This window comes from Pseudoalteromonas sp. OANN1 (genome assembly GCF_024124685.1).
Lineage (GTDB): Bacteria > Pseudomonadota > Gammaproteobacteria > Enterobacterales > Alteromonadaceae > Pseudoalteromonas > Pseudoalteromonas piscicida.
In genome coordinates this window covers 85775-99593 of record NZ_JAMXSE010000017.1, presented here as the reverse complement: position 1 = coordinate 99593, position 13819 = coordinate 85775, and the positions used below count along the sequence as shown (strand labels likewise).

The 13819-nt window shown below is 42.3% G+C and carries 4 protein-coding genes; all 4 read right to left on the bottom strand.

Annotation, left to right across the window (positions count from 1 at the left end):
- Nucleotide 1: 1 nt before the first annotated feature.
- From NH462_RS14810 to NH462_RS14795, 4 genes are read right to left on the bottom strand one after another with little or no spacing between them, the layout of a single operon-like run.
- Nucleotides 2–6721 carry a non-ribosomal peptide synthetase gene (locus tag NH462_RS14810; RefSeq protein ID WP_253106353.1) on the bottom strand — a complete coding sequence of 2240 codons (6720 nt, stop codon included), beginning with the start codon at nt 6719–6721 and terminating at the stop codon, nt 2–4.
- 18 nt (nt 6722–6739) lie between these two features.
- Nucleotides 6740–8443 carry a cyclic peptide export ABC transporter gene (locus tag NH462_RS14805; protein WP_253106350.1) on the bottom strand — a complete coding sequence of 568 codons (1704 nt, stop codon included), beginning with the start codon at nt 8441–8443 and terminating at the stop codon, nt 6740–6742.
- A 13-nt stretch (nt 8444–8456) separates the two neighbouring features.
- Entirely contained in the window at nt 8457–11789 is a 3333-nt protein-coding gene (locus tag NH462_RS14800) for an amino acid adenylation domain-containing protein (RefSeq protein WP_253106348.1), read from the bottom strand.
- Complete coding sequence (locus NH462_RS14795; RefSeq protein ID WP_253106347.1) at nt 11786–13819, bottom strand: AMP-binding protein; 2034 nt, start codon at nt 13817–13819, stop codon at nt 11786–11788. The genes NH462_RS14800 and NH462_RS14795 overlap by 4 nt, the downstream gene beginning before the upstream one ends.

Sequence of the window (13819 nt, the reverse complement as noted above, 5' to 3'; positions counted from 1 at the left end):
ATTAAAACTCGACCTCTTCAATTTCACAGTCAACACGTTGAGTTAATCGTTGTTGTAATTCTTTTTTCGTTATAATTACGTCGCAAAGTTGCGCCAGTTCACGGATATAAGGGCTCTCATATAGTGCTTGCAGCTCCAAAGTAATATCAAACTCCCTTTGGATATGGCTAAATAAACGCACCATCAGCAATGAATGGCCACCAATTTCAAAGAAGTTGGCAGTCGTACTGATCGAGCCCACTTCCTGATTCAATAGTTCAGCCCAAATAGCAACAAGGGCATGCTCAGTTTCAGACTCAGGCGCGGTGTACTCGCCAATGACAGCATTATTTTCTAGTTCTGGTAATGCGCGCTTATCTATTTTTCCATTAGGTGTCAGTGGCCAACTAGGTACCACAACCAAAGCACTTGGTACCATGTAGTCAGGTAAATATGCTCCCAACAGAGATCTAAGCTGAATAATAAAGTCGCTGTGGTTATCGGAATCAATAGCCTCACTTGGCTTCACATATCCAATAAGCACTTGTTGAGAATCAACTTCTCTCACCAGCACTGCAGCCGAGTCGACACCGTTCTGTTTCGTCAAATGCGCTTCAACTTCACCTGTTTCAATCCTAAATCCGCGGATTTTCACTTGGTCATCAACGCGACCGATATACTCTAAGTTGCCATCGTTTAAATAGCGCACTAAGTCACCGCTGCGATAAATACGTTCAACTTTGCCGAACGGCGAGGTAAATGTAGTGAATTTTTGCTCATTAAGTTCCGGTCTGTTCAGATAACCTCGGGTGACACCAACCCCAGCAATACATAGCTCCCCAACAGCCCCCATCGGCGCAGGCATATCGCCGTTCAGCACAAAGTGTTTAGTATTACTAATTGGTCGTCCAATAAGCACACTGCTACCACAAGTCTGTAGCGAAGCCTCATTACTAATAGTGAAGGTCGTACATCCCACCACCGTTTCTGTTGGTCCATACTCATTAATATATGACGCGTTGGGCAGGCAATGCCGCTGCCACTTTGCCACAACATTTGTCGTTAATTGTTCACCACCAATCACTAGGCTATGAGCTTGCTGACAAGGTGAGCTATCTTCAAATAAAGGGAATAAACCATCTAGATGAGTCGGTGTTAGCTTAAATAACCAGCTATCTCCTTGTTCAAACAAATACCACGCTAATTGCTCGAACATGCTAAGCAAATCTTCAGCGAGTACGACTAATTGTTTACCTGATATAAGCGGAACAAATAAGCTGGTGACTGTTGCATCAAAGTTCAGCGGCGTACTCATTACAGCACCTTTATGATGAGGCTGTAAGTAATGCAGTCCATATGTGAGATAATTCACTACTCCATGGTGTTCTACTAATACGCCTTTAGGCTTGCCTGTAGAGCCCGATGTATAGATGACGTAGGCCAGATGCTGAGGAGTTAGCTCAATCATTTTCTTATCTAGATTATGATCCGATAGGTGTCTAATCAGACTATAGCTCTCATGCTTTTCATCTAATAATGTATCAAGCGTAAGTAGCGTACATGCGTCATTTTCGAATACAGATTGGAATCGACTTTGCGTCAAGATCAAAGTTAACTCCGCGTCATTAACCATAAACTCTAAGCGATCCCTAGGGTAACTTGGATCAAGTGGTACATAAGCGCCACCCGCTTTCAAAATCGCTAAGATAGCAATTATCATCTCTGGCGATCTTTCAACACTGAGTCCGACCAAGGTATCTGGTACCACTTTACAGCTTTCGACTAAATAGCGAGCAAGTTTGTTGGCTTTGTCATTTAGCTGCTTGTATGTCAACTGTGACTGTTGATACTGAATTGCTATCCGCTCTGGATATTGCTCTGCCTGTATTTCGAATAACTCGTGAATACAGCAGGTGTCATCGTACTCGACTTTCGTATGATTAAAATCATCTAATAAAGTGTTAAGCTCAGCCTTTGGAATAACCGATACTTGCTTTAACTCTACACTCTTTTCAATACTGGTGAGAATGTTAGTCAACGCCTCGATAAAGTAGCTGTGCAATCTCTTTGCGCAAACGCCATTGGCTGTTTGCACCGTCACATTAAAAGCGCCCGAAAGGTCGTAATCATCAACATTTACAAAGATTGAGTAGTTGTTTCTTTCGTGAGCGCCTAATACCTCCCAACCGTCAATAAATTCACCTTCGCCTTCCATTTCCAATGAATGGCGATAGTTCAGAACCGAGTTAAATAGGTCACCACCAAATGGCGTTAAATTAAGTACTGAAGAGAGTGGTGTTTGCTCAACATCAATTAGCGCTTGTAACCCACTGGCGACATCTCCAATCATAGAACGTACATTGGTCTTTGCGATCTGTACTTTGAGTGGTAGGGTGTTTATTGCCATGCCCATTGTTCTTTGCGTACTCGCAAAATTATTCAATCGACCCGATAACACTGTACCGAATACCACTTCCGGCTCTCCCGTACATTGTGCTGCAACTTGTGCCCAAACCGTATGGAAAATAGCAGAGATACTATGACCAAGATGTTTTGAGGTTTTACGAAGTTGCTCCCCGAGTGCCATATCAATACGGCCGCTGTAGGTATCCTCAGGTGCCGCTGTGGAGCCTGAAAATAATGTAGTTTTATTTTCCAAGTCACCTAGTAGTTCCTGGAAATACCCGATTCCTTGATCATCACTATTTTTCATCTTCGCATAGGCAACCATATTTCTATATGGTGTCGGTGTCAGTAAATGCTCATCATTGCCCGACATTACTGCGCTGAGCTCTTCAACAAGAATATCTAAACCAATATGATCAATGATGAGATGATGATGCTCTACCAGCACAAGGTATTCATCTGACCCGTTGCTCTTGCCTACTTTCAACTGTAGCAGCGGCCCTTGGTGTAACGAAATTCGAGTAGATTTATGCTGCTCTAGTAGCGCACGACCTTCCGCTGTCGTGTCGTAGTTTTCTAACACGACATGTTCGACACAAAGCTCGCCCTGATTCAGTACAACCTGTACAGGCTCAGGTAACCCCTCCCAGAAAAATACGGTTCTTAACGTGTCATGACGCGCAACTAAACTCTGTAGCGCCGTAATTAATTGCTCTACCAACTCTGCATTAGCAAGCTTTAAAGTAAAGGAGGTTAAGTATAAGTCTTCCGTTTTGTCCATTATATGGTGAAAAAGCATCCCCTCTTGTAACGGGCTTAAAGGGTATATATCCGCGATGTTTTCCTTGCCACCAGGGACTTTGCCAATAAGGCTAGACAGCTCGACATTATTTAAAGACACCATGTTTAGTTTTTCAACCGTGACATCTTTCGGAGCTATTATCGGGTTTATTGGTGCCACAAACTCGCTATTCTCGCTATCAAGCTGTGTTACCTTTTTCGCTAACTGCTGGATTGAAATTGGCTGCAGAATATCCGTGATAGTTACAAACAACCCTTGTAACTTAAGCTGTGCTTGCACATTAAGAGCCAATAGCGAATGGCCACCTAATTCATAAAAGCTACTCGTAGTACTAATAACGTCATATTCTTGTTGAAGCACCTCAGCGTAAACATCAACTATCGCCTTTTCATACATAGTACATGGCGCGACATAGTTACCATAGCTAGATGCAATGTCAGGTTTTGGCAATGCTTTCTTATCAATTTTACCGTTTACGGTAAGTGGCCACTCGTTGACCACTGTAATTACACTGGGCACCATGTAATCTGGAAGCATTGCAGCTAACTGATTTCTTATCTCAGAGCCTGTAGCCACTAAGTCTCTATTATCTAAAGATCTCGAAGACTTAACATAGCCCACCAATTGTTGGCTACCAGCTATGTCTAAAGCCATTACTAGCGCGGAATCGACAGCTTTGAGGTCACTGAGTCTAGACTCGATTTCCCCTAATTCAATTCTAAAACCACGGATTTTAACTTGATCATCAGCTCGTCCAACAAATTCGATGTTGCCATCTGCCAAGTAACGAACAAGGTCTCCTGTACGATATAGGTGTACTGAACTGTTTGAACTAGATTGATCATAAAAAGGGTTCTTTATGAAGCGCTCAGCCGTTAGTTCCTCCCGCTTGAAATAACCTCTAGCTAAACTAGCACCACCAACATACAACTCCCCGATGCAACCAAAAGGAACTAAGTTTTGCTCCTCATCAAGAATATATGCAGTATTGTTATTGATAGGACGACCTATTGGCGCACCATGCTCAACCGCCGATAGTTCGCAAGCAGTTGCGTATACAACAGCTTCTGTTGGCCCATATACATGCATCAGGCTAACATTTGGATAGGCTTCTTTGAAACGCTCTACGTTTTTAACATCACAACGCTCCCCGCCAAATAATACTTGCTCTATCTTTGTATTAGCAAAAGCATTATTTTCCACTAATACATTAAACAATGCCGTGGTTGTAAATAGGTTGGTGATCCCATCACGCGAGATTTGAGTATGAAATTGCTGTGCATCAAGCGCAATATCTTGCGGATAGATATACAAAGAAGAACCATTAGTCAGACTAAAAAACAAGTCATACACAAACGCATCAAAAGCATGTGAGGATAAACTCGCCACTTTTGTTGATAAACCTACTTCGGCATACGTAGGTGAGGAAACAAATGCGACTACCCCGTGATGTTCAACCATCACTCCTTTTGGCTGACCTGTAGAGCCAGAGGTATATATCAAGTACGCTAAGCTATCTGTAGCAATATCTACATTCGGATTCTTTCGGCTGTATTTGTTACTAAGCACAGCTTCCGTATTTGCCACAATTTCATCAAGGGCAAGTATCGCTCCATTAAAGTGTGTCAAAGCAGAGCAAAGATGCGCCTGGCTTAAAATCAGACTAATGCCAGTATCCTCGCACATATACGTTAGACGCTCTTTTGGATAGCTTGGATCTAATGGTACATAGGCGCCACCAGCTTTCAGAATAGCCAAAATGCCTACAACCATTTCTAAAGAACGACCAACACATAGTCCAACAGGCATCTCGGCACAAACACCGTGTTCCTCAATCAAATAGTGAGCCAGCTCATTCGCTTTTTCATTTAATGCTTGGTAGGTCAGCTGCTCACGACCAAATACCACCGCTACCTTCTCTGGATGTAACTCAGCTTGATGCTCAATTAGTTCGTGAATACAAGCAGATTTTGAAAATTCAGTCGCAGTTTTATTCAACTCCTCAACCAAAAAGTGGGTTTCATTGTCACTCAGCAGATCAATTTGTGAAAGCGCACAATCATCATGATCAGCTGCAACAAGTTGCTCTAACACGGCAATAAAATGAGTTGCCATTGAGCTAATAAACGATTGTTCAAATAACTTAGTTGCAAAATGCCACTGACAAGAAATCTCACCTTTGCTTTCAACACAATTTAAATGTAGCTGAAGGTCTGTAAGCTTTTGCTCAGGATCTAGTATTTCAATATCCATACCGCCAAGTTGCTGCACGCTGGACTCAAATGCTGAGTAAGTAAACATCACTTGAGTTAGCAATTCATTATCCAGAGAAGATACTTTAAGGATCTCATTCAAAGGCAAAGCTTTGTGAGTCATGACCTGATTTAACATGTCCTGATATCTAGGTAATGCAAGCGCTAGCGTTTCTGATTGCGCACATTCAAAGCGGATTGGAAGCGTGTTAACAAAATACCCAACTAATGGTTGCAGTTCCGCTTCGTCTCTATTAGCAACAGGTGTACCTATAACTACATCTTTTTGCTGGCTGTATTTGGTTAGTAGCAACGTAAATGCAAACTGGAATAGGGTATACATAGTTGTGTTGTATTTGTTACACAGCTGTTTGAGTGTCTTACCCAGGTGAGAAGCAACAGGTACTGTCACAGTCTCGGCTACCAACGGTGAATTATTGGTGTGACTAAACTGCGCAAGATTTAGTGACTCACACTCCCCACTGAGATAAGTTGACCAAAACTCTCTGTCAATTTCCGCATTTTCGTGGCTGAGATAAAAATCCTGCCATAGGCTAAAATGTCCATATTCATGGGTAAGTGTTGGTAACTCGAATTCTTTACCATTCACCAGTGCAGTGTAAACAGAATTCAACTCTCTGTTGATAAGTTCAAGAGACCACCCATCCGTCGCTATGTGATGGCATTTAATAAGAAGATAATGTACCTCTTCAGACTGGCTCACTACAGAAGCTTTTAGCAAAACATCTTTATCCAACGCGAATTCATGTTGTTGGAACTCACTGATAATCGTATCAAGCAATTGCCCTTGATCTCCTTCACCTGCCGAATACACAGGCAGCGAAAATGCCGGCTGAGATTGGCAAGTTGTGGTTGGTACACCATTGTTATCGTGATACGTCATACGTAACTGTTTATGCCTCATAACCAGTACACGCAACGCTTGCTCCAGTACATCGGTATTTAATGTTCCGTGTAAGCGCAGGATACGAAAGAAATTATAAGGCTGTCCGGAAGTCAGTTGCTCCAGTAACCACATCTGGCGCTGTCCTGTCGAGATAACACCCGTATCATCAAGCGCTTTATCAAAAATTGCTGATTTTTCTTTTTTCAGATCTAGCGTCTTAATGATGTCTATAAGCTGCTGTTTATTCTCTTTAATAAAGCTAATCTGCGCTTGTTGTAGCACGCCTTGCGGGGCATTAACTTTCAGTTGCTCATTGTCCACACTCAAAGCAACATGATTGGTGACACAATAGTCTAAAAAGGTACTAATATTCATAACGCGATTCTTCTTATTTTATGCTTGAGCCATACTTGGCATCGCAGGTTTTGCCAAACTAATTGCTGCGGTGTTCATCATGCTTTTTACCGCGCCAGATTCCATTTTGATAACTGAGTCTGCACAGTTGAAATATCTATCATCGTGTGTGATCGCGACCACTAACTTACCCTGAGCTTTTAGCTCTGGCAGCACCTGGGTATAAAAGAAGTCTTTAAACTCTGGATCTTGATCTGCAGCCCACTCATCAAAGATGTAGATATCTTTATCTTCCATTAAAGCAACTAGTAATGCTAAGCGTCTTCGTTGACCATCAGAAAGTTTAGTTGTAGTGAAAATATTGCCGACAAGCTCAGTCTTCCCCGTCAATTTGAACGTTTCCATATATTGCTGAACTTTTTCCCTGTCGATTTTTTCCGTTGGAATATAGAGCTTCTTAAACAAATGATAGTTTGAGAAAATAACACCTACTTTTTCTCGCATTTGCATTAAATTGTTTTCTGTAACAACCGTATCATCAAACTGAACGCAGCCTTTGGTTGGACGGTAGTGGAAGGAAATCAGCTTACTTAATGTTGACTTACCAGAACCATTACCACCCACGATGAAGTATATTTTTCCCTTTTCGAAATTGAGGCTCACCGGCTTGAGCGCAAACGCTTCATCTACTTCATCAGATGTGTATTGATATTGAACCTCTGACAACGACAGTTTAGTCCACTCGGTGTTTTCAACCGTATTTTTGCTAGTACTGTAAACCTCAGGCTCTAGCAATTGTAGTTGGTGCACTCGCTCTAATGACACCTGAGCAATCTTAAGAGTTTGCATCATTGATAAAATACTCGCGATTGGTCCTGTGATGTAGAGCAATGCCATCACCACACCAAAAGCACTTGTACCTGAGCTTAAATACCCAGTTGGTAACAAAAAGACCACTGCGCCAATTACGAAGAAGCAAATCATCTCACTGGCGTTACCCGCCAAGTGAATGATCGCATCACCACGCTTTTCTTGCGATGTTGAGCTCGCTAGCGGCATGGCAATTTCTTCAGCTAAAAATTGCTTTCCTTTCTCATGACTCAGCTTCATTTCATAAGCACCGAAGATCAGCCCTCGGATCCCTTCTTGTAATGCATCTTTATCGTTTCGAGAGCGGGTATACAGCCCTTTAGCAAACAATACGGGAAGTTGAAAAAGTAAAACTCCGATGACAATTGCAACACAAATAAAGGCAAACACTTGTAAGTCTAAATAAGCCAGGTAAGTCAACATTCCCAATACGGTCACTAAAGATACGATCATCATTGGTATAGCAACGGCAGCATTCGTTATTTTATTCACATCATCAACGACGATATTCAGAATCTTAGAAAAGCCTATGCGTTCAACCGTATCAACACCTAAAGCTTGGATGCGTTTTGCAACACTTAACTTTAAATCAGCAGAGGCTGATTTCGCGATATTGTTGACAAAAATTACAGAAGCAACTTTAGTCAATAAAATAGCAGTGACAAAGATGAAAAAACCAGCACCACCGTCTTCTAACAATACATAATCCGATACAGTAAGAGAATCATCCTCCAGCCCACTCAAAATAAATGGAATAATTAAGCTATATAGGGCACCTGACAGCATCCCAAGCACGACAGCAAAAACAAGTTGTTTCGGCGAGTAATTAAAAAGGAGCCTACTCAGTGAGGTTAGCTTTCTATTTTTATTCATTGTTTTAAGCCTTTTAAAATACTAATTCTTCATTATTTGTTTGATCAACCACAGCGGCGTTGAGTTGCTGCATCTTTTGCTTATCCAGCTCAAGGTCGATTTGCTTCGCACACAAACGTATCGTCGGTGACGTCATAAACGATGCTATTGAGAGGTCGATAGAAAATAGAGCATTTGACTTTGCGACTAACTTACTAGCTAGTAGAGAGTGACCTCCGAGCTCAAAAAAGTTACCTTCCACAGAAATCTCTGGCATCTCAAATAGTTCACTCCATAAACCTTGAAGCGCGACTTCCGTTGCAGTTTCAGGTTCCACATAATCACTTTGTAATTGTGGTATGGGTAGTGACTTACGATCTACTTTTCCGTTGGCGTTTAACGGTAAAGCATCCAAACAACTAAATAGTGTTGGTCTCATTGAAGCTGGAAGTTGCTCATCCATCAGCTCTTTAATTTGCGCTAGTACTTGCTTTTCATCCGCTTCATCTCGGAGACAGAAATAGAGCACAAGAACCGTTTCTGTATCATTTATTGTTTGCGGGTGAACCACACAGCTTTTTACTGCGTGGACTAAATTAACACAGCTTTCAATGTCCCCTAACTCAATACGCACACCTCGTAAACTGATTTGATTGTCTAAGCGGCCATAAAACTCGTAATAACCATCCGAATTTCGCTTGGCTCTATCACCGGTCTTGTAGATACGTTGTGCTAATTTCTGCTCAAAAACAAAATGCTTATTGCTCTGTTCTACATTGTTAACATAGCCAGCAGCAAGCGATAGACCGGCAACACATAACTCACCACTGACGCCATCAGGCTGTCGAGCTCCGTATGGGTTCATCACATAGTAATTGACGTTTGGATGTGGTTGGCCGATACAATAGCCCAATGACTCTACTCTTCTGGCATCATAGCTACTGCTGACCACTGACGATTCGGTCATTCCATACAGCACTCGAATCTCGACGTCGGGTCTCCAATCTCTCAGCTTCTTAAGCAATGCTTCTGGCACCGGCTCTCCACCAACCAACAGCAATCTTAGTGCTGGATAACAACTGTCACCTCGATGCAGTACTTCATCAATCCAAGGAGACATCAAACTTGGTACAGCATGGAGTACAGAGACATTTTGAGTGCGATCTACGAGATTTGGTATTAGCGACACATCTTCTCTGGAAACAATTTCTACTCCTCCTCCGCTAAGCAGCGGCACAAGGATTTCTAGCAGTGATACACCAAAAGCCTGAGAACCTATCGTAGGCATGCTGTCGCTTGCCGAAAAGCCGAAAACATTGCGATTTGCTTCGATAGAGTAAAAGATACTTCCATGCGGAACAGCCACTCCTTTCGGCACCCCAGTTGAACCAGATGTATATAACACGTAGGCAATATCATCCGCTGCTAGTACCGGTAGCTTTGTAGGCTTGCTCCCTTGTAATAGCTGAGAAATGGCTACGATCTCTGGTTGCCAATCCTCCAATACAACATCAAATTCTCCATGTGCAGTAACAATACAACTCAGTTCAGCGTTACTACAAATCTGAGCAATACGCGCTTGCGGATAACTCGGATCGATAGGTACATAAGTCAACCCTGCACGCATAATTGCGAGCATAGAAATCACCATCTCAATCGACTTGTCCATACATACACCTACACGACAACCTGGTGCATAGCCTCGTTGCAATAACGCGCCTGCAGAACGGCTAACACAGTCTTCGAGACTCTCGTAGGTTAATACGTCATCATGGTGACGAACAGCTATACATTCTCTGCTTGTTTGCGCTTGTTCAGCAATCAATTCAGGAAGACTCTTAAAACAAGGAAAATCTTGCACTGTCGCGAGTGTCATATCGTCAGTCGCGACAAAGTCAACTTTTGCAAAAGCCCGTTCCGGTGCTGAAATTAACGTCGCAATAAACTGCTCAAAATACTTTCCTAGTTGGACGATCCACTTTCGACTAAACAGCTCGGTGTTATACTCCCAAACAAAAGCTAATTGCTTGCCTTTCGTAAATACATGGATAGAAAAGTCAAACTTTGAGACCTCCTGTTCATTCTTAATAAACTCAACCTGACAATCCTCTAGCTCGAACTGTTCAAGCGCATTGTCTTGTGCAACCAGCATAATTTGCACCAGAGGCAAATGATTTGATTGATATTCAACCTCTGCGCACTTAACTATTTCATCAAACGGAATGTATTGATGTTGCTTTGCTTGCTGAACTAGTCCTTTACATTGCTGTAACGCATCCGCTAGGCCGTCTTCTGCTGAAAATTGAAAACGAAACGGCAAGGTATTTGCGAACATACCGACAGTGTGCCCTACATTATCACAACCGCGATTAGCGTAGACGGAGCCAAACACAACATCTTGACTATCACTCATTCGTGATAGAAAACAAGCAAATAACGATTGCAACATAGAAAATCTAGACACTCCATGTTGTTTAGCAGCCACTTTTATAGCGCTAGATAATTCAGGACTAAGCAGTTGTTCGGTTCGCTTACCTTTTACCGTCATCCCTGCTGGTCTTTGATTTTGCAGTGGGAAATTATGGCAACTTGGCGCTCCTTGTAATAGTGTCCGCCAATACGCAACACCTTCCTTACCGGCTTCTGAGTTCAGATATTGCTGCTGCCACTCACTAAAATCAGCATATTGGGCTTGGACAGGGTAATGCTGCACATCTCCTTTTGCATAAGCATCGGAAAGTGTTTGAAGTATTATTTTGGCCGAAAAACCATCCGCAGCAATATGGTGGACATTGATACTCAGCACACTGTAGTCCGACAACTCAAAAACATGCGCTCTAATAGGCCACTCGGCCGTTAAATCGAAACGATAATTCGCTTCAACCTGCAGAGCATGCTGCAGCTCAGATTCACAGTCTAATTTAGTATGTGATAATACAAAATCACTCATATGCTGAACTTGCTGTGTGTTATTCGCTTCAACGTATACGGTTCTCAATACATGATGCTGTTCAACTAGTGTCGAAAATGCATGCTGTAATTGATGAATATTCAACTTGCCCACAATTTTGTATGCCACAGGCAAGTTGTAATAAGACTGCTGAGCTAATGACTCCAACAAGTACATGCTTTTTTGGTGACTCGACATCGAAGCCGTATAAGTCTCTCCTCGCGCAATGGTGTTAATATCAAAAACACTATTTTTCGCACCACTTAAGGCAATGATTTCTTGTTTTCGCGCTCTCAACAATGCGATTTCAGATTCTGATAACGCGCTTACGTTACCTTCTAATAACAGCTGACCATTTTGACAGCTCAGTACGACACCTTTACTTGCAAGTAAATCAAATAGCTCAGCTAACCTCATAGCACAAGCACTCCTTCATCCGTAGTTTTAGCTGTTGGCGCAACAAAGTTACGCATTAATGTTACGTAATCAGCCATCGCTCTCACGCTATCTTTTTCAAGTAAATCCCGTTCTTCTAGCTCTAGTTCAACAAATGCTTTTTTCACCTCTGCGGCAATTTCAATTGCAGAGATAGAATCACCACCTACTTGATAAAACTTGGCTTCAACTGAAACCTGTTCAGCTTCTAGGTGATTGCACCAAATTGCGTGGATTTGTTCTTCGATTTCATTTTCAGGCGCGATGTGGAGATCTTCGAAAGCATTTAGCTGAGCACTGAAAAGCGGTGACAATACACCCTGTTGCCAATTTGCCTTTGCTTGCTTTCTTTGGATCTTACCGCTAGAGGTCATTGGGATAGAATATGGTTTTAGCAATACAACCTCTGTTACCTTCGCTTCGCATTCACGATAAACATGCGCACGAATACTATCACTCACTTCTTGATAATCCGCTTTGCGAAAAGCCTCTCGAGTGAGCTCTGTTACTAATACCAGCGCCTCTTCACCATTCTCTTCCACAGAAAAGGCTGCATTGTACCCGCTACGAACGGCAGGATGTGCTTGACTTGCTGCTAGCTCAATATCTTGTGGATAATGATTTTTCCCTTGGAAGATCACTAAATCTTTATGACGGCCAGTAATGTAAATTTGGTCGTCTTTTAGTAAGCCTAAATCGCCCGTCCTTAGATAAAGAGGCTCACTTTGCTCTCCATTTAATTTTTGATAACTTTGTGCAAAAACCTCTGAAGAAATCTCATCTAATCCCCAGTAGCCACTGGCAACACTGGGCCCTGCAAACCAAACTTCCCCAACAAAGCCATCTTCAAGTTCTCGCTTTGTGTTTGGATCAACGATACATACATGGTGATCTCGTTCAGCAAAACCACAACTGACTAATTTGCTGGTTAGGCCGTCTTTTTCAGCATCAGTTTGCTGTAGTTTAAACTCCCCTAGTGCAACTTTGTCACAGATAATAATATTCGGCGCTTCATCCCGGGTAACGCCAGTAATAAATACGGTTGCTTCCGCCATACCATAGCCGGGATAAAAGCTATTATGCTCAAAGCCACACGCTGCAAACCTCTTAGAGAAAGCATAAAGCGTATCAGCATTTACTGGCTCAGCAGCATTATATGCAACCTTCCATGAAGACAGATCTAACTTACTAATTGCCTCATCAGACACTTTTTTCGTGCAAAGGTTATAAGCGAAGTTAGGAGCACCACACATCGTACCTTTATAATCATGTATCGCTTGCAGCCAATTAATAGGCTCCCTAACGAATGTTGCAGGCGACATCAAAGTCGAGCTCGTGCCAAGATAAACAGGCCATAAGATGGCTGTAATAAGCCCTAAGTCATGAAACAGAGGTAACCAATTTACAAATACATCGTTATCCGTTGCAACGGATGTCTCCGTTAAGTGAGTCACATTACCGATAATATTTTTATGTGAAATCATCACACCTTTTGGTGCACCCGTTGAACCGGATGTGTATTGCAAAAAAGCAACCTGTTCAAACTCTAGTTCACGATTTACGTATAACCCAGTCTCAGGCAGAGCATCCACAGCGACAGCCTTAACCTGCGCTTGCAATGTGACATCATGAGCAAAGCATTCATTGATCTTATCAATTTCAGAGGCAATAGTAAGCGCAACTTTTGCGTTGCAACTCTGAGCAACTTTTGTAATTCGATCTACTTTGCTGCTTTTGCTTGGCTGGTATAGCGGTACCGCAATCACCCCAGCTGCCAAACAAGCGTAAAATGTCACAACATAGTCTAAACCTGATGGGAAAAGTAGCAGTACACACTCACCAGGTGTTGCCTGTTGACGCACTTGTTCCGCTCTCACCTGCACAGCATGCCAAAGCTGAGAGTGTGTCAAACTAACCGGAGATAGATCTTTATCATTCAAAAAACGAAATGCAACTTCGTTTGGTTTGGTTTGGCTATTTTTTTCTAAAAAATCAATAATCGTATACTTCAT